Origin of the sequence: Clostridium sardiniense (assembly GCF_016907995.1) — a bacterium.
Taxonomy (GTDB): domain Bacteria; phylum Bacillota; class Clostridia; order Clostridiales; family Clostridiaceae; genus Clostridium; species Clostridium sardiniense.
In genome coordinates this window covers 35,449-62,245 of the sequence record NZ_JAFBDA010000008.1, presented here as the reverse complement: position 1 = coordinate 62,245, position 26,797 = coordinate 35,449, and the positions used below count along the sequence as shown (strand labels likewise).

Sequence of the window (26,797 nt, the reverse complement as noted above, 5' to 3'; positions counted from 1 at the left end):
TCTAGCGTATTTTGTTACCTTCAGAGATGGCAACTTTTCCATTATCACATAATAAAGTAAAGCTTTCTCCATTTCTATCTGTTGTATTTAATCTAACTTTATATCCCCAAAGCTTTCCTAAATACCTTAATGTTTCTTTTGCATAAGATAATTCTAATTCTCTTCCATCATATACATGTTCTAAAGTTAAAGTATAATCTTTCTTATTTAAATCTATAACTCTTATATGAGGTATTCCCCCAATTCCTGATGAGAATGATAAATTATCTCTAATACTTTCCCAGCCCCTATCATCAGATACTTCTTCTACCACAAAATCAAAACTTCTCTTTCCATATTGGAATAAATTAAGTTCCTCACAAAGTTCTTTGGTTAAATATCTTCTTATAAAAGAAGCATCTCTTTCTAATGCCCTAACTTCAAATATCTTTTCTCTACCATACCTTTTATCTAAATCCATAAATATTTTAAATCCAATATAATATGGATTAAGTCCTCCAGGTATAGGCGATACTACATCATTATGCCTCTTTAAGAATTCAAGATAAAGATCTTCTGATAATCCAAGACTTTTTAAAATGTTATAATGACAGAAACATGCCCATCCTTCATTCATAGTCTTTGTTTCTATTTGAGGAATGAAATACTCTGTCTCTCTCTTAACTATTCTTAGTATATTCTTTTCCCACTCTTCTAACTTCCCATACTTTATTATAAATCCAACTACATCATCTCTAGGTTCTAATGGTATCTTATCTACTTCTGGTGGTTCTATCTCTTCATCTCTATCTAAAAAATCTCTATTTACTATTTTATTTTTATAATCTTCTATTCTTCTTTCTCTTATTTCTTCATCATTTAACTCTTTTACTCCAATACTTCTACCTATACTATATCTTATAGCATGGGCTGCATCTAAAATCTTTTCAACCTTCTCATACCCTATGGTAGGATTGTTTATATATCCTCTTATTATTTCTGAGTCTAATTTAAACATTTCAAGAGCTCTATCTGCATTTGTTCCTCCTTTAAATAATCTATTATTTTTAAAGAAATCATTATGACCATAAACATGAGCCATTGTTAATATCTGAAGTAATAAAGTATTATCCTTCATTAAATAAGCTAAACAAGGGTTACAATTTATTACCATCTCATAAGGTAGACCTGTTAAATTTAACGAATATAGAGTTTTATTTTTTTCATAAGATTTTCCATAACTCCAATGAGGATATTTTGATGGCATTCCAACATAGGCCTCATATCCTATCATTTCATTAAAGCCTATCACCTCGAATTCTTGAGGATAGTAGTTTAATCCTAGAGCTTTGGCTTTTTCTTCTATTCTTTCATTCCAGATTTCTAAATCTTTTAAATTGTATTCCAAAACAATCTACTCCTCCTTCATCTCCTTGCTAAGCATAAGCTTTAATGCTTCCCATAAATCTTTCTTTTCTTTAACTATAACAGGAATAAAGTTATCTTCTTTTATTTCCTTCTTAAATCTATAGTACATTGTTGTTGAATATGTTGATGGAAGTAACTCTGCATACCCAAACATATTACTAATTCCGCATAAATCTTTAACTGCTTGCATTGCCTTTTCATTATCCTCAGTCCAGTTATCACCATCACTTGCATATACGGGATAAATATTCCACATATCCTTTGGATAATGCTCTTTTATTACATCTAAAGCAACATTAAGACCACTTGATATATAAGTTCCTCCTGATTCTGCTTTATGGAAAAATTCATATTCACTAACTCTCTTTGCAACTGTTGTATGAGATATAAATTCAAAGGCTAAATTATTATATTTTCTTCTTAAGAATCTTGATAATACAAAGAAGAAGGACCTTGCAAGGTATTTCTTTGTACTATCCATTGAACCTGATACATCCATTATAAATATCATTACAGCATTACTTTCTCTCTTTGGCTTTTGCTTAACTCTATAAAATCTTAAATCATCTTCTCTAAATGGGAATCTTTCAATTTTAATGTCTTCTTTTCCTGCTCCAGCTTCAAGTAATGCACGCTTCTTACCTTGCTTTCTTGCAATTTTAGACATAACAGTTTTCTTTTTTGCAAGTCTTGGCCTTATACCATATCTTTGATATCCACTTCTTCTACCTGCACTTTCTGATATTATCTCAGAATATTTTTTTCTATCTAAATTTGGAAGATCTAAATCCTCTGCAATATAATCAAGTAATTCATCTAATGTTATTTCTGTATCATAGATATCATCACCTTCTGAATTACCTGCTCCCTTATTACCTTTTCCTTGTCCTGGCCTTCCAGAACCTATCTTATCCCCACGTTTCTCTTCTCCAGTCCCTGTTGCAACCCCTTTGGAATTCCTTCCATAAACAAACTGATATTCTTTAATCCCTCTTATAGGAATTTTAAACTTTTTATTTTTACCTTCTCCAATAATGCTCTCTTCTGATAAAATATCTCCTAAATTCTCTTTAATGGATTTTTCTACTAATTGCCTATGCCTTCTTCTATCTTCAATAGATCTATCATGATCTACTGGATTTATTGTATTATCTCTAAAGATTGCCATAAGCTTTTAATTAATCCTTCCAAAGATTATTAGCAGCATACTTTAATATTACATCACAGCAATGTAGACAATAACCATTTCTTTGCATTTCTTCTACCATAGCATTATATTTTTCAGTTTGCTCTTTATCTCTAACTCTTGATTTTGTAACTATTCTTGAAAGATCCTTAACTGATGCAATAAGTTTCTTTTCAATTGCTTCTTTTATAGGCTCATAAGATGTGTAATCCATTGTTCCACCATTTCTAACTAAGTAGAACATATAAGATGTAACATCTGCTCTAAATCCTTTAGCTGATGATTCTGAAACTCCTATTTGTTCTTCTATACTTCTCATAAATTCTTCATCTGGATTTAATTCTTCTCCAGTTGAAGTATCTTTTATTTTGCTCTTATTTACAAAAGCTTCTGCATTATCAATGTAGTTATTGAATAAACTTTCAGCTTGCTCTCTAAATGAATGTATAAAGGCTTTAGTAATTTCTTTTTCTAAAATCTTGTTATACTCTTTTCTTATTGTATCTTGAATAAATCCTAGATATCTCTTCTTATCATCTGAACCAATATCCATTTCCTTAACAGATTTTATTATGCTTTCCATAATACTAAGTGGATTTATACAATTATGCTCTGAATTTGAAAGAGCATTATCAATAGCTTTTATTATGAATCTTGTTGAAATACCCTTCATACCTTCATATGAACCGGCTTCTTCTCTAAGCTCACTTATATCAATTCTCTTAGTTGAACCTTTTTCAACAATTTCTTCTCCATTATATATCTTAAGCTTAGTAATTGGATCTACTTTGTTTGATGCTGTAAGTCTTGATAAAATAGCAAACATTGCAGCTATATCAATTGTATGCGGTGCAATATGGGCATTAAAACTACTCTTCTTTAATATTTTTTGATAAATTTTCACTTCTTCATCAAGCTCTAAACAATATGGCACTTCTATTTTAACAATTCTATCTAGTATAGCTTCATTAGTATGATCTGCCTTAAACTTATTCCATTCTGCTTCATTTGAGTGGGCAACAATTACTCCATCAAAATAAATCATTGAACCCTTACCTGGTGATGGAACTGATTTTTCTTGTGTTGCTGTAATAATTGTATGAAGATATTCAACATCATTTTTGAATACTTCTATAAATTCAACCATTCCTCTATTACCAACATTAAATGCTCCATTTAATGAGAATATTCTTGGATCATCTTCTGGATACATATCCATTTTTGAAATATCAATTGATCCAGTAAGAATAGATGTATCTTGATTATTTGGATCAACTGGTGGCACAACTCCAATTCCTTTTCTTGATCTAATAGAGAAACCTTTTTTCTCTATAGGAATCTCTTCATATCTTCCACCATATTCGTGTAATAATCTATACTTACATACAGGACAAAGATCACCTTCTATCTTAACACCTAAAAGTTCTTCAAACTCTGGTCTTAAATGCTTAGGAATTAAATGAAGTGGTTCTTCATGCATTGGGCATCCTTTAATACTATAAATTGGCTCACAGCTTTCTAAAGCTTTCTTTAATGATTCAACAAGTGATGACTTACCAGCACCAACAGGACCAACCAGATAAAGTACTTGTCTAGCTTCCTCACCTTGCATTGCAGCTGAATGGAAATAATTCACCAATTTCATTAATACTTTATCAATACCAAAGAAATTATCTTTAAAGAATCCATATTCTCTTATAATGTCATTTCCATATATCCTTTTTACCCTATAATTATCTTCTCCTTTTAATACTTCAACACCATCTTTTATGATAGTATCATAAAGTCTCTTATGAGATAGCTTTGCAATACTAGGATTTTCTTTGACTATTTCTAAATAATCTAAGAAGCTACCGTTAAACTTTTCCTTTTCTCTACTCTCTCTATCGCTTTGAATAAATTCTTTAAAATTCATATTACACTCCCTCCCTTTAATTAAAATATATTCAATGAAATACCTAATCTATGACAAAAAAAAAGAATTAGAAATATTAAATTTCTAATTCTTACTCTTTACAATACTGTAATACCTTAAATTTTATAATGTAAACTATTTTGTTTTTATCAATTTATCTACCAAGTAATTTTCCATAAAAATAAGATTTATCTCTTCACCAATCTCACTATAATAGTGAATTTTTATCTTACCTAACCCATACCTTTTTTGAAATGGTGTAGTTTTAAATTCAACTGCTTGTATATCTCTTTTATTTAATATATTTATCTTCTTAAAAAAGCCTCCATTGGCTGCCCTAATTTTATCATTTTTGATTCTTAAATTCATATTTTTCCCTTTAAGTATTGAAGATGGAATTGTAAATATAATAAATAAATTTATTATAAAAACATAATTATTTCTTAAAATAATATAAGCTATTATTGAAATAATAAATATATTTATAATAGGCTTTAATACTATTATAAATTTTCCCCTCTTCATCCCTTCTCCTTTTTCTAATCCAATATTCCAATCAGGAAGTATATCTTTTAATATTCTAATATGATCCTCTTCTTTTCCTAATGGGCAAAGAATTATCTTCTCATCATCATTCCCGCTATAACCTTTTATTACAACTTGCATCTCATATAAATTTAGCAATTGCCTTAAAACATTTGCTTTCAGTTTTATTATTTTAACGCTACTTTCATTAAATGAAAATTCCTTATTACTTATTAAGCCATAACTTATTTTTATATTTTTATTTTCCTTTGAGATAGTAAAATTATAATATTTTATCATATTATATGATATTGCAATTGCTTTCAAAATAATGATCAATGCTATTATTGCAAATATAGCATAAAATATATTTAATTCATTCGAATACTTTGGTGCAACGCTTGAAATAATGCTACTTATTCTACTTTTACTTATAATGTTTTCTAAGATATCATATCCTTTAGCTAATCCTATAAAAATTATTACTATATTAAAGCTTGTTAATCCATACATAAATAGAGTTTTCTTATCTATAATTTTTCTATAAATATTTAGTTCATTACTTTTTTCTTCTATTTCAATATCTTTATTAAGGATTTCATCACATCTAACTTTGGTGATTTCTTCTTTTTCTAGACTTATATTTTTTTCTAAGAATGCAAATTTTTTAAGAATATCTATATCATCTATTGTTAGATACATTTTTATCTCTTTAAATTCTGAATTCATTGATGGGCTTTCTATCTTTACTGCATTATATCTTAATAACTTATCTACTATTCCTCTAGAAATATCCATTGATTTTAAATTACTTCTAGGAATTATAATCATTTTTTTAGATAGTATTCCAAAACAATACCGAACTTCATCTTCTTTTAATAATATATACTCATTAAGCCAATTTAGATATGTATATACTAACTCTAAGATTATAAACGCTGGAATCAAAATAAATGCTAATTTACCTGCAAATATAATAATAGGTATAAAAGCTACTATATTCTTTATTATATTTGATAAAAATTTATAGACTATGCTTCTTATATTATTTCTAATTTTCTTATCATTATCCAAATTATCAGGAGAAATTATTTTATCTTCCACCTTTATGAAAACAACTCCTCTCTAACATTCTCATTTATCTTTTCTCTTAAAAATTCTATTATCTTTAAAACCTCATCTTTATCTAAATTAGGAATTTCAAATCTTCCGCCTGCTGTTCCTATACTTACAGATGCAAGATTGAAGTTTTTATTTATAGGTCCTTCTTTTAATTCTATGTGTTGTATTCTTACGATTGGAATTGTAACACTTTTAGTGAAATATATTCCTTCTCGAAAAACAATTTCTTCTTCATTAATTTTATAACTCCATTGCTTGTACTCAAAAAATGGTTCAATGAATGCACTTACAATTGATATAACTATTAGAATTAAAAATATTATGTTTATAATTTTGTTATTGCTAGAAACAAAATTACTTACCCAGGAAATATTTAATCTAGGAACTATATAAGTAACTATTATATATATAGCTATTAATATTGCTAAGAATATAGTTCGTGCTATAATCCATGATTTTATTGCATTGCTGCTTAATTTATTTTCCACGTACCCTCCCCCTTATATGTATTCATTTTCAACATATCATAAAAGATATATATGGTCAATTTTTCATATTACTTTATATACCATCAAATAGTATAAAAATTAAAGCCTCTTATGATACTAAGAGACTTTTACACTTTAAATTTATAAAATTAAATGCAATTAGAACCTAAATCCTAATTGCATTTAATTAGTCTATTTATTTTTACTTAAAAGTACGAGGAATAAATTCGTAACCCTTAGCTTTTGGTTCACCAAAAACTGCTTTTGAACTTTCTGATTGTGGGTCATGATCTATATGCTTCTTTTTATTATTCTTTTTATCACCCATAACTATCACCTCAAAAATAGTTTGTACAATCTATAGCTATGTTATTCCTAGTATATTTTAACTTAATTTTTATTTAGTTAAATCTACTTTAAAACTATCTTCTTCTGATATTTTAATATTGTTATTTTTATATACTCCGACTTCTATTTCTTTTGCTTTTCCAATCTTAAATATTCCTATATTACTTTGGGAAATATCATACTTTTTATATAATGAATCAATGTATTCAGTATCCTTCTTATTATCATCTATACTTTCCCTTAATTCATTTATTTCTTTACCATCAGCGTTAATATATAAATTATGTGTTGGTATATAGTGATATGCATTATTCTTATAAATATCATCATATTCTAATATTAAATATTCACTATCAAGTATAGTTTTATTTATTCTAATACCTGAATTTTTATCTATCTTAATATCAATTGGATTTTTGCTATTTAAATCCAACTTACCGCTCTCTAACTTAACTTCATCTTTACTGTCTCTATTTATGTTATAGAAAGGTATAAACTCTATACTCTTCATATCTTTATTTCCTATAAATAGAGTACTATGAAACATTTTATTTCTACTCCAAAACTTTCCTGAACTTGTTCCACCTCTCCAATTTAAAGGTTTTCCCTTATCATCTATAGCTATATAATCAACCAACGTCCTTTGATTTTTTTTTGTACTTCCTCTTACTGAAACTGTAAGTGGTGATGCTATTACTTTATCTATATTAAATTCTTCTCCTCCAACATCAATTCTTTTAGATATTTCTTTTTTTACAGTTTTATTTGATATATCTGTTTTATCTATAAAAAATTCTACACCAAAGTCTGCTTCTTCTCCTAGTACATCATCTATTTCTATTTTTATATTACTCTTATTTGGAATTCCTTTATCTCCCCATTCAAGTTCTTTTATAATCCTTATTGTGTTATCATCAATGAATTCCCAATTTCCTCTACTTGCAGCACCACTATTTTTTCCATTTATTTTTAATGATGTTGGAATAAGTAATAGATCTGAAAATGTGTCAAGATTATCTTTTTCAAATTTTTTATTGTTATTTTTTACAACAAAACTTAAAAGTAACATATTATCGTCTAATGCTGCCTGTTCAAATGTAATATCTATCCCACCAGCTGATTTAGTCTTTCCTATAACATTAAAATAATCTAAATAATTTGTATTTTTATTAATATGCTCTCTAAGCACATCCCCTATTATAGGTATATCATATGCAAAAGCAGGTTTAACTACAAAAAGAGAACTTATTCCGATAATCATTGTAATTAGTGCTACTATAACATATCTCTTATATGCAAACTTTCTCTTTATAGATTTATTTAACCTATCTTTAATTTTTTTCTTCTCTATATCATTACTCTCTAATTCAAAAATTTCATTTTCATCTATTTCTAAATCATTTAATAACTCATAAATATCTTTCATCTTAATGCCTCCTCTAATTTAATACATTCTATCTTATCTTTTAATTTCTTCCTACATCTATATATCCTGTTATTAATCGCAGTCTCAGATAAGCCCTTTATCTCTCCAATTTTCTTTGAGGTCATTCCTTGGAAAAATTTCATCAAGAATATATCTTTATCTATCTTTTCTAAAGTATTTATGAGTTTTATCAATTCTTCTTTGCTTTCTAAAGATTCAATTCTATCTTCTATATAATATTTATTACCTAGATCTACATCACTCTTGCTTAACTCAACTTGCTTTATTCTCTTTCTATAATAATCAATAGCTTTATATTTACTTATCTTAGCAATCCAACTTTTAAAACTATTTTTATCTCCATCAAATTTCTTAGCATTCTTCCATATAGATACGAATATATCATTTATACATTCTTCCACTAATCCATTATCACCAAATTGATTTAATATTTTATAAGTTATTCCTTTAACTAATGGTAAATATATATCGACAACATAATTTAAAGCATCCTCTTTTCCCCTCTTTAATTCCTTTATATAATTCCCCTCGTTTATTTTCATAATTATATTTTCTCCCATACTCTACAGCTTATTGTAAAAACTTCTACACTTTATATAACGATATAAAAACACTTTTCTCTCATATAAATTCCATTATAATTATTTTTTTATATTTTTACTATATTTTACCTATAATTTGACTTATAAATTAATTGCTATTATGATTTTCTTATTAGAAAATAATTAAATAAACTAAAGAGGTAGCTTTATGAATGAACAAGACTATGAAACTCTCCTTAATATAAAAACAAGCGGGAAGCAAGATTTAGATGAAACTTCAATTCATTACAATAGGTATGAACCAACTGAATACTCAGCTTTAGATAAACTTTTTAAAGAATATAAGATTACTGATAAAGATTCCATAATAGATTTTGGATGTGGAAAAGGACGCCTTAATTTTTATATAAATTATTTCTTTGATTTAAATGTTACTGGCATAGAAATGAATCATTACTTCTATGAAGAATCTCTACATAACAGAACTAATTATTTAAGTAAACATAAAAAGAACTTAGAAGATATAAACTTTTATTGTTGTCTTGCAGAAGAGTATAAAATAAAGCCTAATGATAATAAATTTTATTTCTTTAATCCTTTTTCAGTTCAAATCTTTATGAAAGTATTAGAAAATATTTTAGTTTCTGTTGAAGAAAATAAAAGAATAGTTGAACTTATACTTTATTATCCCTCTGATGATTATATATTCTTCTTAGAGAACTATACATTCTTTATGCTAATTAAAGAAGTTAGACTTGAAAATTTTGATAATGATAATAGAGAAAGATTTCTTATATATAGATTAGCTTATATCTAAAAAAACTCCCTTATACTAACTATAAGGGACTTTCTTAATATTAAATAGCTTTATATATTCACTATATTTTCTAATTAGTTATATAACTTTTTTCTTTGAAGATTTCTTTTTCACAATAATTATAGATATTAGCAGAGCTATTCCTATAACACTAAATATCATACCTAATCTTAAAAATGGAGTCTTGTATACTAATTCCACATAATGACTACCAGACTTTAAATTCACACCTAGAAAAGCCTCATTTACAGGAAATGCTTCCACTTTCTCTCCATCTATTTTTACTTTCCATCCTTTAGAATATGGCATTTGGAAAGTGAGTACTCCATCTATAGCTGAATTTATTCTGCCAGTTATTTTATCATCATTGATACTTGATATTTTAAAATCATTTTCTCTAAGTTTTTCAAATTGATTATTATATTTTTCAATCGGCAAATTAATCACATCTAATGATTCATAACTGTATTCTCCCGCTTTATTAAATGTTAAAACAATAGAATCTCCACTTTTAATATCTTTATAATATACTAAATTATAAATTAAGTCGTCCATTTCAAAGTATCCTGAAGCATCTAACATGTCAGGCTTATTAAAATTTTTATTCATATTCCTATATGAGGCATTTATACGAAAGCTATCTCCTTTATTTATTTCACAAAATCCTTTTATAATAAACTTTATTTTATCATTAAAGTTCCCATTATTAAATTTATCTACTTCTTTTTGTGTTTTTAGTCCTTTTGGAAGCTTTGTATATTGTAGATTTTTTATGTTAACAAATAAATTCCCTGCCTTAGTTTCATTAGGATTGATATTTAAAATAACTTTTTGATTAGGTTCTGTAATTATAATTTTTTTATCTATAATTTTTGCTGTACTATTTCCAGTATCAAAAGATATACTTTCTAAATTTGAAGTTGCTACATCATCTATATTACTTTTTAAATATTTTGAATCAACACTTGCAGTGTTTACTAATGATTCTTCTTTTTCCAAACCATTTAAATCTTCAAAAACATCTTTATCTAATATATTTGAATAGACATATCCAAAAGGTAATACATCCTCTTTTTCATATATTGAAAACTTTCCTTTATCATAAATTTTCTTTATTGATGGATCAAATCTTGGATCTTTATCTTTTCTACTTACATAGTATTTAACACCCATTATATTGCTAACAATAGGTCTGTTATCAAAATTAATTATTGGACTATTTGGCGTAAAAGCTCTGTTATTTAATGATCTAGAAAACTCAGCTAAATATCCATTATTTATTGATAAAAATGAATCTATTCCATTATAATTTAATACAAATGAATTATTTCTAGTTTTATCACGAGATATATTATCAACTTTTCCTATTCTATAAAAAGTCTTATCCTTCTCTTTAATATAATTTTCTGCCCCATCAAAAGAATCTCCATAATACGAGAAAGCCTTATCTCTACTTAAAAACTCTTTAATATAATTATTTCCTGAAGGACTGTATCTATAATAATTATTAAATACTATATTTAAGGAAAGTAATGTTAATAAAATTATAAACGTAGTTCTATTGCTTTTTGATATATTATTTTTTAATGCCTTCATATAATAAAAAATAAATATGACTGTTATAATACCTAAAAAAATACTAGGAAATACATTATTACTAACCTTTTTAAATAATATATTTAAAACTCCAAGTCCTACAAAAGATAAAAGTATAAATATACTAATAAGCATCCCCTTCTTACTTATTTCCTTTAGGTTATCAAAACCTACTGCTATTATTACACTTGAAAGAAATGTAAATACAAATGTCCATCTATTTGATATAGATGAAAATCCATTCATCATTGATCCAAAAAAGGGTATTAAAATCATTATAGAAAAAATAATAGTCATATAAAAATATGTTTTATATCTTTTTCTCATCTTAATAAATACAGGAAGTAAAATAAAGGTCAATATTGGTAGTGTAAGAACTGTCCAAAATGCATAACTTCCACTTGATATAGATGAGTATAATAAATTAATATAATATCCAATTGGATAAAGTAATATTGTTCCCTGTGAATTATCAGATGAAATTCTAGATGATGTAACTATTGAATATAGTGTTGGAAGTAAAATAATACAAGATATTAAAATCCCTATAGAAAAATAGATAAATAAGCTTCCAAAATACTTTCTAAATTTTACACCTCGTATCTTTCCTATCTCAATGTATCTTAAAAAAGCATATATTATACTTATAATTGCAATCATATATGAAAAATAAAAATTAGAAATCATTGATACGGCAACAATGATTGAAAATAAGTATTTTTTCTTATTTTCTAATATATTCTCTATACAGATAAAAATAATAGGCAAAATTATTAATGGATTTATAAAATATGGATGTCTAATTGCTGACATTAATATAAATCCTGAAAAAGCATATGAAATACTTCCTAAAATACTCCCATAATTTGAAAATCTCATTCTTTTGCTGTAATAAATAAAAGCTAATCCAGTGCAATATAATCTAAGTACTATTAGTAAATTATATGCAAGCTCTAATTTATTAAGTGGAAATAATAATGATAAATATGAAAAGAGATCCCCTATAACATAATAAGAGTATGCTCCTATAACATCACTTCCATAAGCTATATTCCATGACCATTCTGGAAATCCAGCTGAAGGATCTTTAATAAAGTTTCTAATCATTTCATTAAAATCATATAAAATAGAAAAATGTTGATTAATACCATCCCCACTCCATATTAATGTTTTACCGTCTTGTACGAATACAATATAATATAAAGAAAAAATTATAATAAATATCATCGTATAAATAGTTATTGGTGATTTTTTTATTCTATATAAGTTTTTCATAAATTTCTCCCCCATCGTTATTTAAGTTATACCATCTAATAATGGTGTCCAAATAATATATTTGAATACTTAAAATTAAAATATATTCAATTATTTCCATTTAATCTTTTTAAAATATATTAACTTATATCATTGATTTTGTAAAATTTTTCTTGTATAATTTGGTTATAAATTCAAATTTATTTTAATATTATTTAAATAATCACATTAAAAGCTATGAGTAGAAAAGTATGATATATCTAACTTACACAGAGAATAGTCTCCTTAGGCTGAAAGAGACTTTAAGATGGTCTATCAATTGAGTGCGTCTATGAGCTCTTTTTTCGAAATTTTTAAAGAGTAGATTAAAGCGTGTACGCCCGTTACAGCGTTAGGGTATGTTAGTACCTAAATTTTAGAGTTTTATGCAATTAATACTTTGCATATAAACAGAGTGGAACCGTGGAAGCTATTACTTCTGCCTCTGTATTTTAGAGGCAGAAGTTTTTTTATGCTTATAAATACATTTATAAAAAGGGGGACTTTTTTTGAAAAAACTTTTCAACAATCTAATTTTCAAACTACTTTTAGGAGTTATTATCGGTATTATAATCGGAAATGTTGCTTCTATTTCAGTAATCGGAGTAGTTGTTACCATCAAGTATGTACTAGGACAAATTATATTTTTCTCAGTACCATTAATTATTTTAGGATTTATTACTCCGTCTATAGCAAAACTTAGGGAGAATGCTGGTAAGCTAGTAATATATACTATAGTTATAGCTTACCTTTCATCAGTATTTGCTGCATTATTATCTATGGTAGCTGGATATAATTTAATTCCTAAGCTTTCAATAGCTTCAAATACTTCTGGTTTAAAAGAACTTCCAGAATTACTATTTAAGCTAGACATACCACCCGTTATGAGTGTTATGAGTGCACTTGCATTAGCTCTACTTGTAGGTCTTGCAACGGGTTGGACAAAAGCTGATTTAGTTGAAAAACTATTAGATCAATTTCAAAATATAGTACTAAGTATTGTAAACAAAATAATTATTCCAATACTTCCATTTTTCATTGCAACAAATTTTGCTGCTTTATCATATGAAGGTGGTCTTAAGACTCAGCTACCAATATTTTTTAAGGTAATAGTCATTGTCTTAATAGGTCACTTTATTTGGCTTTCTGTCTTATACATAATAGGAGGGTTTATATCAAAAGAAAATCCATGGGAAGTTGTCAAATACTATGGACCTGCATATCTTACTGCTGTTGGTACTATGTCAAGCGCTGCAACTTTACCTGTTGCTTTAGAATGTGCTAAAAAATCTAAAGCACTTCGAGAAGATATTGTTGATTTTGCTATCCCACTTTGTTCTAATATACATTTATGTGGTTCAGTTCTTACAGAAGTATTCTTCTTAATGACGGTATCTCAAATACTTTACGGTAAGCTACCTAATCTTACAACAATGATATTATTTATTTTATTATTAGGAATATTTGCAATAGGTGCACCTGGAGTTCCTGGTGGTACTGTTATGGCATCTTTAGGTATAATAATTAGTATATTAGCTTTTGATGAAGCTGGAACAGCCCTTATTTTAACTATATTTGCTCTTCAAGATAGTTTTGGGACAGCTTGTAATGTTACTGGAGATGGGGCAATTACTCTTATGCTTACAGGTATAGCTAAAAAGAGAAATTTATAAAATGTTTGAAAATGGAGCAGGTAATATTGCCTGCTCCATTTTTTCTTTATGGATGTAATATCTTATGTTTTATAAATTTAGAATAATCTTTAGTTATAACTAAAAGATCTATTGCACCTCCACAAGTTGCAATACCAACATTAAACCTCTGAGCTTTTATAGTTAAATCAACCATAAATTCTGCAAAATCCATTCCATCTTTTAGTTGCATAAACTTCCAATCTACCTTAATGCTTTTACTTGATGCCATTAAATTAACTAATGCATCAGTTTCTCCATCCCATGATGCACCGGCAACAATAGTATTATTATTTAGATTAGGCCTAATAACTTCATTATTTTTAATATTATAGACATACTGCTCATCTTCGTAATATCCACAAACATGATAAATCACTCCATTACCATGTTTTTCTTGAGTATAATTTACTAACTTTCTAACTACATCTTTAATATTATCTTCTTCTGTAACCTCATCTATTTCAAAACTTCTTATAAAATCTCCTACAGACTTTCCACCTATAGTAGCATCTCCACAACAAGAAATTCCTATTGTATTTTTCTTTATAAGAAATAGCTTTTGAGAATTATCACTTAAAATACGTCTATCTCTTGTACCATCTTCATGCTCTGTAATACCTGTTAGTCTACTATCTGCTGCCATTGCAATTCCTTCTGGCAGAAATACTGTTGCTATTATTGACATATTCCCATCTCCTCTGTTTAATGTATATCTATTAAGTTTTATATATTTAATAAAATCTTACCTTTTTAATTAATCATCTAAATTACAAAAACGAGTTTATTACTTTTAGTAATTCATCTCCATACTTTTCAAGCTTCTTTTCACCCATTCCTCTTATATTCATAATCTCCTCTTCAGTCCTAGGTTTATTATTTGCAATTTCAATTAATGTTGAATCTGAGAAAATTATATATGGACGAATATTTTCTTTAGTTGCTTTAATCTTTCTCCATGATTTTAATGCATTATAAAGTTCTTTATTTATTATTTCATCTTCACTCTTTTGAAGCTTCATAATAACCTTCTCTTCTGATTTTAAAACTTTTATAGATCTATTGTTTAGTATAAGCATAGAATACGTACCTGGCTTTAATTCAATATACCCTAAATCTATAAGACTTTTTATAAAATCTCTTATGAACTTAGAACTAAATTCCTTCATAAGAGCAAATGTTGTAACTTTATCTAGCTCATATTGAAGTATCTTAGGTCCTTTAATTCCCCTTAATATATCAACCAAAACTGATATGCCAAACCTTTCTCTAGTCCTAAATACAGTTGATAATATTATCTGAGCTTCCCTTGTAAAGTCTTGAATATCATCACTATTTAAACAGTTAGTACAGTTATTACAGAAGCTAGTTACATATTTATTATTAAAATATTTTAATATAAACTCTCTATAGCAATTATGAGTTTCTGCATAATCAACCATAGATTGAAGCTTACGAAGGGCTATCTCTCTTCTATTCATTCCACTGCTTTTATTTATTAAAAATTCTACTCTCTTAATATCATCTCTTGAATAGAAAAGATAACAATCGCAATTCTCTCCATCTCTTCCGCCCCTACCAATCTCTTGATAGTAAGTCTCTAAGTTTTTAGGTAGAGTTGCGTGTACTATAAATCTTATATTTGATTTATCTATTCCCATTCCAAAAGCATTGGTAGCTATCATTACATTTTTTCTTTCAAAAAGGAAATCTTCCTGTGCAATCTCTTTATCACTATCTTTCATACCAGCATGATATTTAAGAACACTATATCCTATATCATTTAGTCTTTGGTAAATAATTTCAACTTCTTTTCTTGATGAGCAATAAACTATCCCCGATTCATCTTCATGACTTCTTATAATATCTTTAAGCTCTTCCTCTTTATCAATTTCCTTTAAAACTTCTATGTTTAAGTTTGCTCTATTAATATCACCTAAATATATGTATGGGTTTCTAAGGCCTAATAAACTTATAGAGTCTTTTCTAACTTCATCTGTTGCAGTTGCTGTAAAAGCTGAAATAACCGGTCTATTTTTAAACCCTTCATAAAAAGCCTTAATATATCTATAACTCTTTCTAAAATCATGTCCCCATTCTGATACGCAATGTGCCTCATCTATTGCTATATGAGAAATATTTAAATCTAAAATCATATTTTTAAAATAACTTGATTCAAGCCTTTCAGGTGCAATATATATAAGTTTATACATTCCAAGAGAAGCATCTTTCAATATTTCTTTTATTTCATCATTTTTCAAACTACTATTTATATAAACTCCTGTTATACCATTTTCTCTTAAAGCATCAACTTGATCTTTCATAAGAGAAATAAGTGGAGAAACAACTAATGTAATCCCTTCAAAAAGAATTGCAGGAATTTGATAACAAATGGATTTCCCTCCGCCTGTTGGCATAAGGCAAAAAACATCTCTTTTATTTAAAATTGTATTTATAATATCTAATTGTCCTTCTCTAAAGCTTTCATATCCATAAAACTTCTTAAGGGCATGGTATGCTTTTTGAGTGTTATTCATAAACCTACTCTCTCTTTCTTTTAATTTAAGATTATTATACATTATTTCCTCATAAGGATAAAATATATAAATTACCTTAAAGTAAATTTATCATTTTGTAATGCATAAATATTTATAGGGGTGATTTTTTTGATATCTTTAATAGTTGGGTTTATTTTTCTTATAACTGGAATTCTTTTAGCACTTAATCCACCAAGAAGCAGAAATGGTGTTCTAGGTTATAGAACTTCTATGTCTATGCTTAATCAAGATACATGGGATGAAGCTCAAAAATATGGTGGTATTAGTATGAGCTTTTTCGGAATACTAAATATAATTTTTGCTCTTTGGATCTATATATTTCCTATGTCCATAAATGCCGATAAATTTCAATTAATCTTTTTCATTATAACTTCAGTATTGATGATATATGTAGATGAACTTCACTTAAAGAAATTATTTAATAAAGATGGAACAAGGAAATAAACCACTATAATTAAAAACGATAATAGAAACATTTCTATTATCGTTTTGACTTAATTTAAATACTTTTAATTAGACACTTATTTTAAGAAATCCGTTAGAAATTTTAATTTTATATACTATATAAGATGTAATTCCTTTTAAAACACTTGATAACGCAATACTAAGCCATATTCCATTTACCCCCATATATCTTATAAAAAATAAAGACATAGGAATTCTAAGGAGCGTAAATCCTATACTTATAATAGCTGGTATTTTTGGCATTCCAAGCCCTGTGAAAAGACCATTCGATACCATTTCTATAGCGCTAAAAACTTGAGAGAAACCTATTATTTGAAGATATGTGCTTGCTATCTTTACAGTGCTTTCAGATCTAATAAATAATTTTACTAAATAACCCGGCCATAAAATAAATATAATAGCAATTATAGCTGAATATATTACTCCTATTTTCACTGCTGATTTATATCCTTCTTCTATCCTATCATATCTTTTAGCTCCAAAATTTTGTCCAATGAAACTTGAAACAGCTCCATTTAATCCACCTATTACCATATAAGTTATAGATTCAATTTGAAGCCCTATCTTTTGAGCAGCTATTGCATCTGCTCCAAATATAGCAATTATTTTAGCAATAACTATATTAACAAGAGTAAATAGAATTCTTTGAAAAGCCATTGGAAAACCAAGTCTTATTATTTCTAAAACTCTTTTTTTCTCTACTCCTAATTTAAAATCAAATCTAAATAATCTATTAGATTTTATCTTATATAGAATAAACATTATAATATTTGCAACCAATGTAGCAAGTGCCGCACCTACCACTCCAAATTTCAATATATAAATAAATATTGGATCTAATATTATGTTTATACCTATTCCTACTGCATTTATTTTTAATGCAGTTTTATTATTTCCAAAGCTACCAAATATTCTTGTATATAATGAATTAAAAAATGTAAAAAACATCATAGGTGCACTAACTGCTAAATATAAATAAGATTGTCTTTCAACATAGGAATTATCAAGTCCTAAAAATCCTATGAAATTTTTACCTAAAAATAAAAGGGCCAATACATAAACTATTCCCATTACTGCATTTATAAATATTCCTGAATTTATATATCTTTTTACATCCTCCTTCTCATTCTTTCCTAATGAATGAGAAACCTTTATTCCAGTACCAATGACAACTAGTGCATTTATTGAATATCCTAGTCCTATATAAAAACTAGCTGATCCAATACTTGCAACAGCATCACTTCCAAGTCCTCCTACCCATAACATATCAACCAAATTATACGCAAATTGCAATAGTGAACTTCCCATTATTGGTAATGCTAAAACTGCCAAAACAGATATTACATTTCCTTTTGTTAAATCTACACCTTTCATATTTCCTCCATAATATTTTCTATATTTTGAAGTTCAACTCTTAACTAAAATTCTATTTCATTATTTCTAATTCTATTTGTCAAATCTTTAATTTTCTCTTCTATTAATCTTACAGTTTTTATAAATTCTTCTTCGCTTTTTCCCGTTGGATCATCTAGTCCCCAATCTTCAACGTGTCTTGAAGGAATATATGGACATATAACATTACATCCCATTTTTATAACTATATCAACTTCTGGAATATCACCTAGTAATTTTGAATATTGACTTTTTTCCATATTAATATCATATAGCTTCTTAATTACATAAACTGCATCTTGGTTTATATTGGGTTTAGTCTCTGTTCCTGCTGAGTAACTTAAAAATATATCTTTACCATATATATTTCCTAAAGCCTCTGCCATTTGAGATCTACAGGAATTATGAACGCATATAAATGCTACTTTTGGTTTCATATAATCTACCCCTTAAATAATCAATTTTTTTCTATTTTACAAATACATTTTTCTGTATCGGTTATTATATTCATTAAAAATAGTGCTAATCTATTTGCATTTACAGAATTTAAAGTATAATAATTCCATGTCCCCTCTTTTCTTGCTACTACAAGATCACACTCAATTAAAACTTTCATATGATGTGATAATGTTGGTTGGGTAAAATTAAAATTTTCTAATATATCACAAGCACATTTTTCTCCGCATGATAATATATCAATTATCTTAATTCTATTAGGATCGCTTAATGCTTTAAATATTTTTGCATTCACTTCATAATTTTTTTCCATTTTCACCACTCCTTATATAGATAAGTATCTATATATAATATAGATTACTATCTATATTTTGTCACTATATTTCTTTAATACCAATCTATCAGCATATAATATATTGATAAATATAAAAAGAGACAATTATTTTTGCCTCTTTTTTATATAATATATAATATTTATAATTTCTAAATAACCTTATTTACTTCTTCTGCAAATTTTTTAGTTATAAGTTGTGGTCTTGTAATAGCACCCCCAACAACTACACCATAAGCTCCAAGTTCTATTGCCTTTCTTGCTTTTTCTGGAGTATCAAAGTTACCTTCTGCAATTATTTTTGCCTTACATAACTCTAATAATCCTCTTAATACATCAAAGTTATTCATCCCCTTTGAGTGCTCATTATATCCTGTAAGAGTAGTTCCAACAAAATCAAACCCTAAATTTCCAGCTCTTATTCCTTCTTCTACAGTTGAAATATCAGCCATAAACTGTTGCTCTTTATATTTTGCTAATACTTGTTTTAAAAATTCAACATCTTGATTTATTGTAGCATCAAGTGCCACAACATCAACTCCAGCCTCTACTAGTGCATCAACTTCTTTCATAGTAGGTGTTATATAAGATTCCATACCTTCATAATCTTTTTTTATAATTCCTATTATAGGTAGCTTTACAACCGCCTTAATAGCCTTTATATCTTCCACACTATTCGCTCTAATACCTACAGCTCCTCCAAGTTCTGCTGCTACAGCCATTCTACTCATAATAAACGAACTATGCAGAGGCTCCTCCTTCAATGCTTGACATGATACTATTAATCCTGAATTCATAAAAAATCCCACCTTATATATTTTTTCTTATAAATAATATATTTGAAAATTATTTTTATTTTTAAATCATTAAAGAAAATTATTTTCTTTAATCACATAATACCATAATGGATTATCCTTTACAACGTTTAAATTCTCCTAAATAATTACACTTTTCTATTTAATTTTATGTTATAATTTTACATATATTGATAATACAAGGAGGTCTCTATGAATAAAAAAACTGCTATTATAAATATAACTCTAATTTTCATTGCGCTATTTGGACTTAAATTTGCTCGTCCTATTTTCTTTCCAAATTTTACTGAGTCTATTGATAAGAAATGGGGTATGGATATACCTGACCCATCAGAGGAATCTAAAATTGAAAGTTCAAAAGAAGGTAATAACAGTGAAAAATCCTTATACAAGCTTATCTATAATAGTGAATCTGATTTAGAAAAAATTAAAACATCTTTTAATTGGGTATTTAAAGGTGATACTGAAGAATTTATACCTGTAGATATTATGGAAGTTATAGAAAGTGATAATGAAAATTCTAGATATTTTTATAAAAGAGAGAAAGATGATATGATTGCACTTTCATTAGATAATAATGTATTAACTGTATATCAAACATATAAATAAATGTTTTTTAAAGTTTAAAAAATATCCTCTAAACATTAACATTTATATACTATAATATAAATATATAGAAAGTAATTGTTTACTTAGTAAGGAGGAGATTTTATGAATATTATAAATTCTTTTACTGACTTTTTAATTTCTATGACCATGATTTTAGTTGGCTTAATTTTTATAATTAAACCGCCAAAATTTAATGAATTTTACGGATATAGAACCACATATTCAATGAAGTCTAAAGAAGCTTTTGAATTTGCTAATAATCGCTTCGGTAAACTTTGGCTTATATTTGGTACAATTTCCTTTATATTTGTTATTGTTTTAAAGAGTTCTTTAACTCTAAATTCTGAGCTTACATCAATTATATGTATGATTATATCTTTATTTAATATGTTTATACCATTAGTATTAGTAGATATAGAACTTAAAATTAATTTCACAAGCTCTGGAAAATTAAAAAATTAATTAAATATAAAAAGCTAGAATAGTGATTTGCTACTCTAGCTTTCTTAATAACACTTTATTTAATTCATATAATAAATATATTGTTACTATTACAACAAAATATGTAAGCCATAAACTAAAATTATATCTATGCCAAAATACTGTATCCATCAATCTAATATTTGCTCCAATATTATACCAGTCAATTACTTTTAATGTTAATACATCATTTTTCACTTCATCTTCAATGAATTCTCCTATAACTACAAAATCAATATATTTTCTATTTCCAAGTTCAAACGTTGATATCTCCTTATATGGAACATTGCCTATAATATTTATTTCGGAATAATTTATATCTTTTATTCCATTTACACTTGCGTATGATTTTATATAAGCTGCACCTTTAACAACACTTGGTATATCAGAACCTTCTTTATATTGAATTATTAAATTTACCTTGGTCTCATCGAAGTTTTTTAAAGTAAACTCTTTTTTGTACGGAAGAAAAGGAACTGTAAAAAGTATAATTAACAATATTATATTTAAAATAATTTTTTTCACTTAATAGGCTCCTTTATAATTAATTTAAAGATCACTAATAATAATTTAGTAGTCCTTTGTATAATTATATAAAGTTTACCTATTAATTATTAACTATTTCCTATAATTCTTATATTAAAATTTCCACTTTATTTTTATGCTAAGAACATCCTCTATTTTCTCTGATGTAATCTCATGACCTTGTCTTTCTACTAATATTTTGGTTATTGCAAGACCAAGACCCGTGTTTTGCCCAGTTCTCATTCTATCTCCAGTAAAGAATCTCTCAAATATCCTCTTTGCGTCATCTGCATCAAGGTCTGGTGCTTTATTTGAAAACTCAGTAATAATGTAATCATCATATTTTTTTAAATATATTTCCACTTTCCCTTTTGAGTGTTTTAATATATTTTGAATCATATTTGTAAAAATACGATTTATTGCTTTCTTATCCCCATATATTAATGGAATATTTTCCTCTATTTCTACAACTGGCTCAAGTCCCTTTTTACTTATCTCATCATAAAAAGCTGCTATAAGTTCACAAAGTATATTGCTTATATTAACCTTTTCCATATCTAAAGCATACTCATTTGCCTGTAATCTTGATAAATCATAAAAACTTGAAATTAACTCCTTTAAAACCTCTGCTCTCTTTTCTATTATACCTAAATATTCTGACTTATCTTCATCTGATATATTAAAATCTTGTAGAAGTTGTATATACCCCATTATAGATGTTAATGGAGTTCTTAAATCATGTGACATATTTGCAATCGCCTGTCTTAGTTCCAAATCAAGTTCCCTATGCTTTTCATCTGTTTTTATTCTATAATCTATAGTCTTGTTAATTTGGAGTACAAGCTCTTCAATATACTTATCAGGTGCCGGTATTTTAAGCCTTGTATTACTCTCCATATTATTTAAATATTTAAGTTTTTCTGTTACTGATTTTATATTGCTTATCTTTAATCTATAAAGGGCAAATATAATACATAATAAAATTACTAATATTACAATTATTAAATCTTTCATCATATCTCCCCTCTAACCTAATCTATTTTATTTCTCTATTTTTAAATATAGTTAATCCTAGACCTGTAAATACTATAGTCCAAAATATACCTAAAACAACAGCATAAATCATTTGCTCATTAGTTGCTGCTGTATCAGTTAATGGAATAAGTGCATACCCTATTGATAAGTATTTTAATTTTTCAAATATATTTGAAAATGAACTTAATATACCTAGAACTATTGAAAGTGCAAATGGTACAAGATAATATGCTAGATATACTGTTCCTTTTTTAAACATAACTACTAATAAATCTATAAAAGATAATAAAGCTATATATACAGGAATAACACATAGACATCTTAATAAGAAGCTCATAGCGTATACTCCAAAATCATCTCCTGATGGCAATAAAAGCAATCCTATAAATAAAGCTATTAAGCATACTGCTGATGTAATTAATCCCATTATTGTTTGAACTATAAGTTTTCCTATATAGTACTTACTTCTTGATATATCTGATGACATTATATTTTTTAAGGTTCCGTATCTATAATCATCTAAGAATACTGAAGTGAATACTGTTAAAAATACAGCTATAATAGGGAATATTCCACCCATTCTCTCTAAAATAAATCCTTTAGTTGCAATATCACTTTCAGTGCCATTAAATGATAAACAAACCAAAATTAATCCCGCTACTAATACAGCATTAATTACATAAATTAGTGGTAACTTAAATTGCTTATATAGCTCAGCTTTAATAAAATTAAGCATTATTATCACCACCTCCAATTAGATTTATAAAGTACTCTTCTAAGCTAGTACCCATGGTTTGTAATGAATACACCCTTATTCCATTTTTAATTAATTCTTGATTTATTATATATGGCTCATCTAAAAAATCATATACTCTTATAAATCCATTATTTAAAACATCATAAGAAGAACAATTTAGTGATTCTAATATAACGCATGATTTCTCTAGATTATCAACTTTTACTGATATATAATTTTTACATTTATCATTTAGATCTTTAGCTGAAATTTCCTCAATTAATATACCGTCATTTATAAATCCATAACACGTTGCAAGTTGAGATAATTCTCCAAGTATATGACTTGAAATAAGTATTGTTGTATTTTTCACTTTATTTAATTTCTTAAGTACATCTCTAATTTCTTTGATTCCCATAGGGTCTATCCCATTTATAGGCTCATCTAAAATTAAGAATTCTGGATCTCCAAGCATTGCTAATGCTATTCCAAGCCTTTGCTTCATCCCTAAAGAAAATCCTTTTACTCTTTTATCTTTTACTTTATTTAATCCAACTAAATTCAATAACTCTTCTATACAGTCTTTATTAGGTATACCTTTTTGAATTCTGTAATATTCTAAATTTTGTCTTGCAGTAAGCTTTGGCATAAAAGATGGTGTTTCAACTATTGCTCCAATTCTTGAATGATCTTTTATTCTATCTTCTACTCTAACCTTATCAAATAATTCAATCTCTCCGTCACTTTCATTTGTTAATGATAAAATCATTCTTATTAACGTAGTTTTACCTGAACCATTTTTTCCAACCAGGCCATAAATATCGCCTTTTTTTATGGTCATATTTAGGTTGTTTACAGCTGATTTATTTATATAATTCTTACTTAAATTTCTTGTTTTAAGTACAATTTCATTCACTTTCTTCATCCTTTCTTAAACTCTCATTCTAATCTAAATTTTATTCTTACATTATTGTAAGATATAAACACTAATATAAATTAAAGAAAACCTTAAGAAAGCATTAAATTATTCCATTTTAAAACCTATTCCCCAGATAGTTTTTATATAATCATTTTCTTTATCTACAGCAGCTATCTTAGAACGTATATTACTAATATGTACATTTATAGTATTATCATCTCCTAAGAATTCATCCTTCCAAACTGATTCAAAAAGGTTAGCTCTAGTAAAAACTTTATTAGGATTACTCATTAAAAGTTTAAGTATTAAGTATTCTTTTGCTGTAAGTGATATAGGCTCATTATTTACTTTTACTTCTATAAGTTCCTTATTTAAAGTTATATTTTTATGCTTTAAAATTTTACTATTACTCTCTTCTTTATTATTATCTGAAAAACGTTTATATCTTCTAAGCTGTGCATTAACTCTAGCAACAATTTCATTTACATCAAATGGTTTTGATACAAAATCATCTGCACCTATATCTAAGGTATTTATTTTATCATCTTGCCCTGTCTTTGCTGAAATTACTATAATTGGCATATCCTTTGATTTTCTTACCCTTTCAATGATTTCTTCTCCACTCATACCTGGAAGCATTAAATCAAGCAAAAGCAAATCAAATTCATATAATTCTACACACATTCTTCCTTCTGAACCTGAAAAGGCCTGTGTTACATCATATCCTTCTTTAATTAATATTCTATATATTAATCCATTTATATCTAAGTCATCTTCAACAATTAAAATTTTTCCTTTTTTATTTTCATCCATAAAAACACCTCATCTACTCAATAATTAGTAATATAATATCAAACTTTTACTTAATAGGAAAATTATATTATATCTCTATATTTAGAATAACATAATAATAACATTATAACCCTATTCATATTACAATTATATAACTTCACTCCCTATAGTATATATTACTTATATATCTGCAAATAATAGTCTTGAAGTTAAATTTATATTTATATACTTCTTTAAGGAGGATTTATAATATTATGAGAAGATCATGGATTGTTGCAATAGTTATAGGACTTTTAATTTCAATAATAGGATTATTTTTTGTATTTGAGCAAATTCAAAAACCTGATAGATTAGTAAACTCTTCTACATCAAAGGATATAACTTATATGACATCAACAGAGTTTAGTTCATTATTAAGTAAGGATAATGGTAGTGACTACAATGGGAAAGTATTTGAAATTGCAGGTGAAGTTAACATGGTTCTTCCTGAAGAGAATAAAATCATAATAAAAGGAATGGTTAAAAACATAAAAGTTAACCTCCAAAGCAATCAAGATTTAAGCGGGATAAAAAATGGATCTTTTGTTGCAATTAAAGGCATTGCAAAAGCTCCTATAAGTAATGAAGGTCTAATTGAACTTAAATCAGCAGTAATTAAAGTTAAATGATATAAATTAAACCTAGATAAAATATTTTATCTAGGTTTAATTTTTCTTATACTATTTTTCATATCCATTTACTATTACATCAATTTTTCCAGTCTCAGGACTAATTGCAATTCCATGTACTACAACTCCCTCTGGCATTAGTGGATGATTTCTAATAACTTTTACACTATTCTTAATTGATTCTTCTATTGAATCAAATCCATGCAACCATTTCTTTATATTAATTCCTGAATTAGAAATAGTCTTTATAACCTCTTTAGATATACCTCTATTTTCTATTTTATCTAATAAATTATCAGTATCTAAGTTACACATACCACAACCATAATGACCTGCTACAATAACTTCATCTGCCAAAAATTCATATATAGCTACTATTATACTTCTTGAAATACTACCAAAAGGTTGCATTACTGTTGCACCTGCATTCTTTATTATCTTTGCATCTCCATTTTTAAGATTCATAGCCTTTGGAAGTAATTCTGTAAGCCTTGTATCCATACAAGATAATATTACTAGCTTCTTTTTCGGATTCTTTGATGTTATATATTCTTCATATTCTTTATTCTCTACAAAAGCTTTATTATATTCTAATATCTCATCTAATTTACTCATAATTATACCTACCCTTTATATTTT

General features: G+C 26.8%; 27 protein-coding genes. 6 read left to right on the top strand and 21 right to left on the bottom strand.

Going from position 1 to position 26,797, the window contains the following annotated elements; translation table 11 throughout:
• Position 1 precedes the first annotated feature (1 nt).
• From JOC62_RS08540 to JOC62_RS08510, 8 genes are all read right to left on the bottom strand, one after another.
• Positions 2-1,387: a SpoVR family protein gene (locus JOC62_RS08540; protein ID WP_204594845.1), complete on the bottom strand. Its 1,386-nt coding sequence runs from the start codon at positions 1,385-1,387 to the stop codon at positions 2-4.
• A gap of 6 nt (positions 1,388-1,393) precedes the next feature.
• Positions 1,394-2,575 carry a sporulation protein YhbH gene (gene yhbH / locus JOC62_RS08535; protein WP_204594844.1) on the bottom strand — a complete coding sequence of 394 codons (1,182 nt, stop codon included), beginning with the start codon at positions 2,573-2,575 and terminating at the stop codon, positions 1,394-1,396.
• A gap of 10 nt (positions 2,576-2,585) precedes the next feature.
• A complete protein-coding gene (locus JOC62_RS08530) occupies positions 2,586-4,508 on the bottom strand; it encodes a PrkA family serine protein kinase (RefSeq protein ID WP_204594843.1) in 1,923 nt (640 codons plus the stop codon).
• A gap of 135 nt (positions 4,509-4,643) precedes the next feature.
• Positions 4,644-6,137 (bottom strand): PH domain-containing protein, encoded by a 1,494-nt coding sequence (locus JOC62_RS19425; RefSeq protein WP_204594842.1) that lies wholly within the window; start codon positions 6,135-6,137, stop codon positions 4,644-4,646.
• A gap of 2 nt (positions 6,138-6,139) precedes the next feature.
• Complete coding sequence (locus JOC62_RS08520; RefSeq protein WP_204594841.1) at positions 6,140-6,643, bottom strand: PH domain-containing protein; 504 nt, start codon at positions 6,641-6,643, stop codon at positions 6,140-6,142.
• A gap of 202 nt (positions 6,644-6,845) precedes the next feature.
• Positions 6,846-6,971 (bottom strand): CPC_1213 family protein, encoded by a 126-nt coding sequence (locus JOC62_RS19340; RefSeq protein WP_279381514.1) that lies wholly within the window; start codon positions 6,969-6,971, stop codon positions 6,846-6,848.
• A 69-nt stretch (positions 6,972-7,040) separates the two neighbouring features.
• The gene (locus JOC62_RS08515) at positions 7,041-8,417 is read right to left on the bottom strand and encodes a DUF4179 domain-containing protein (protein ID WP_204594840.1); all 1,377 of its coding nucleotides are present in this window, start codon (positions 8,415-8,417) and stop codon (positions 7,041-7,043) included.
• Positions 8,414-8,980, bottom strand: a complete 567-nt coding sequence (locus JOC62_RS08510; protein WP_204594839.1) for a sigma-70 family RNA polymerase sigma factor — start codon at positions 8,978-8,980, stop codon at positions 8,414-8,416. The genes JOC62_RS08515 and JOC62_RS08510 overlap by 4 nt, the downstream gene beginning before the upstream one ends.
• Positions 8,981-9,188: 208 nt before the next feature.
• Between JOC62_RS08510 and JOC62_RS08505 the strand changes: the two genes are divergently transcribed.
• Positions 9,189-9,797, top strand: coding sequence for a methyltransferase (locus JOC62_RS08505; protein ID WP_204594838.1), 609 nt, complete (start codon positions 9,189-9,191; stop codon positions 9,795-9,797).
• 78 nt (positions 9,798-9,875) lie between these two features.
• Here JOC62_RS08505 and JOC62_RS08500 read toward each other — a convergent pair whose 3' ends face one another.
• Positions 9,876-12,668, bottom strand: coding sequence for a YfhO family protein (locus JOC62_RS08500; RefSeq protein WP_204594837.1), 2,793 nt, complete (start codon positions 12,666-12,668; stop codon positions 9,876-9,878).
• A 527-nt stretch (positions 12,669-13,195) separates the two neighbouring features.
• On the opposite strand from JOC62_RS08500, the gene JOC62_RS08495 reads away from it, so the two are divergent.
• On the top strand, positions 13,196-14,359 hold the full coding sequence (locus JOC62_RS08495) for a cation:dicarboxylate symporter family transporter (RefSeq protein WP_204594836.1): 1,164 nt from the start codon (positions 13,196-13,198) through the stop codon (positions 14,357-14,359).
• A gap of 46 nt (positions 14,360-14,405) precedes the next feature.
• On the opposite strand, the gene JOC62_RS08490 is transcribed toward JOC62_RS08495, so the two are convergent.
• Positions 14,406-15,065 carry an Ntn hydrolase family protein gene (locus JOC62_RS08490; RefSeq protein WP_204594835.1) on the bottom strand — a complete coding sequence of 220 codons (660 nt, stop codon included), beginning with the start codon at positions 15,063-15,065 and terminating at the stop codon, positions 14,406-14,408.
• Between the two features lie 82 nt (positions 15,066-15,147).
• The gene (gene recQ, locus JOC62_RS08485; protein WP_204594937.1) at positions 15,148-16,914 is read right to left on the bottom strand and encodes a DNA helicase RecQ; all 1,767 of its coding nucleotides are present in this window, start codon (positions 16,912-16,914) and stop codon (positions 15,148-15,150) included.
• 129 nt (positions 16,915-17,043) lie between these two features.
• Here recQ and JOC62_RS08480 point away from each other — a divergent pair, with 129 nt between their 5' ends.
• On the top strand, positions 17,044-17,379 hold the full coding sequence (locus JOC62_RS08480; protein WP_204594834.1) for an SdpI family protein: 336 nt from the start codon (positions 17,044-17,046) through the stop codon (positions 17,377-17,379).
• A gap of 69 nt (positions 17,380-17,448) precedes the next feature.
• On the opposite strand, the gene JOC62_RS08475 is transcribed toward JOC62_RS08480, so the two are convergent.
• From JOC62_RS08475 to JOC62_RS08460, 4 genes are all read right to left on the bottom strand, one after another.
• Positions 17,449-18,774, bottom strand: coding sequence for an MATE family efflux transporter (locus JOC62_RS08475; protein ID WP_204594833.1), 1,326 nt, complete (start codon positions 18,772-18,774; stop codon positions 17,449-17,451).
• A 44-nt stretch (positions 18,775-18,818) separates the two neighbouring features.
• Positions 18,819-19,229: an arsenate reductase ArsC gene (locus JOC62_RS08470; protein ID WP_204594832.1), complete on the bottom strand. Its 411-nt coding sequence runs from the start codon at positions 19,227-19,229 to the stop codon at positions 18,819-18,821.
• 20 nt (positions 19,230-19,249) lie between these two features.
• Positions 19,250-19,561: an ArsR/SmtB family transcription factor gene (locus JOC62_RS08465; protein ID WP_204594831.1), complete on the bottom strand. Its 312-nt coding sequence runs from the start codon at positions 19,559-19,561 to the stop codon at positions 19,250-19,252.
• Between the two features lie 170 nt (positions 19,562-19,731).
• The gene (locus tag JOC62_RS08460; RefSeq protein WP_204594830.1) at positions 19,732-20,376 is read right to left on the bottom strand and encodes an N-acetylmannosamine-6-phosphate 2-epimerase; all 645 of its coding nucleotides are present in this window, start codon (positions 20,374-20,376) and stop codon (positions 19,732-19,734) included.
• Positions 20,377-20,586: 210 nt separating this feature from the next.
• Between JOC62_RS08460 and JOC62_RS08455 the strand changes: the two genes are divergently transcribed.
• Together JOC62_RS08455 and JOC62_RS08450 are read left to right on the top strand one after the other, a co-directional pair.
• The gene (locus JOC62_RS08455) at positions 20,587-21,003 is read left to right on the top strand and encodes a hypothetical protein (RefSeq protein WP_204594829.1); all 417 of its coding nucleotides are present in this window, start codon (positions 20,587-20,589) and stop codon (positions 21,001-21,003) included.
• 102 nt (positions 21,004-21,105) lie between these two features.
• On the top strand, positions 21,106-21,465 hold the full coding sequence (locus tag JOC62_RS08450; RefSeq protein WP_204594828.1) for an SdpI family protein: 360 nt from the start codon (positions 21,106-21,108) through the stop codon (positions 21,463-21,465).
• Between the two features lie 30 nt (positions 21,466-21,495).
• On the opposite strand, the gene JOC62_RS08445 is transcribed toward JOC62_RS08450, so the two are convergent.
• From JOC62_RS08445 to JOC62_RS08425, 5 genes are all read right to left on the bottom strand, one after another.
• A complete protein-coding gene (locus tag JOC62_RS08445) occupies positions 21,496-22,008 on the bottom strand; it encodes a hypothetical protein (RefSeq protein WP_204594827.1) in 513 nt (170 codons plus the stop codon).
• A 114-nt stretch (positions 22,009-22,122) separates the two neighbouring features.
• Positions 22,123-23,022: a sensor histidine kinase gene (locus tag JOC62_RS08440; RefSeq protein WP_204594826.1), complete on the bottom strand. Its 900-nt coding sequence runs from the start codon at positions 23,020-23,022 to the stop codon at positions 22,123-22,125.
• Between the two features lie 22 nt (positions 23,023-23,044).
• Positions 23,045-23,779: an ABC transporter permease gene (locus JOC62_RS08435; protein WP_204594825.1), complete on the bottom strand. Its 735-nt coding sequence runs from the start codon at positions 23,777-23,779 to the stop codon at positions 23,045-23,047.
• Positions 23,772-24,695, bottom strand: coding sequence for an ATP-binding cassette domain-containing protein (locus tag JOC62_RS08430; protein WP_423882977.1), 924 nt, complete (start codon positions 24,693-24,695; stop codon positions 23,772-23,774). Before JOC62_RS08430 ends, JOC62_RS08435 begins: the two co-directional genes overlap by 8 nt.
• Before the next feature lie 108 nt (positions 24,696-24,803).
• Complete coding sequence (locus JOC62_RS08425) at positions 24,804-25,511, bottom strand: response regulator transcription factor (RefSeq protein ID WP_204594823.1); 708 nt, start codon at positions 25,509-25,511, stop codon at positions 24,804-24,806.
• Between the two features lie 233 nt (positions 25,512-25,744).
• Between JOC62_RS08425 and JOC62_RS08420 the strand changes: the two genes are divergently transcribed.
• The gene (locus JOC62_RS08420) at positions 25,745-26,158 is read left to right on the top strand and encodes a hypothetical protein (protein WP_204594822.1); all 414 of its coding nucleotides are present in this window, start codon (positions 25,745-25,747) and stop codon (positions 26,156-26,158) included.
• Between the two features lie 51 nt (positions 26,159-26,209).
• Here the strand turns inward: JOC62_RS08420 and JOC62_RS08415 are convergent, their stop codons facing one another.
• The gene (locus tag JOC62_RS08415; RefSeq protein ID WP_204594821.1) at positions 26,210-26,773 is read right to left on the bottom strand and encodes a beta-class carbonic anhydrase; all 564 of its coding nucleotides are present in this window, start codon (positions 26,771-26,773) and stop codon (positions 26,210-26,212) included.
• Positions 26,774-26,797 lie beyond the last annotated feature (24 nt).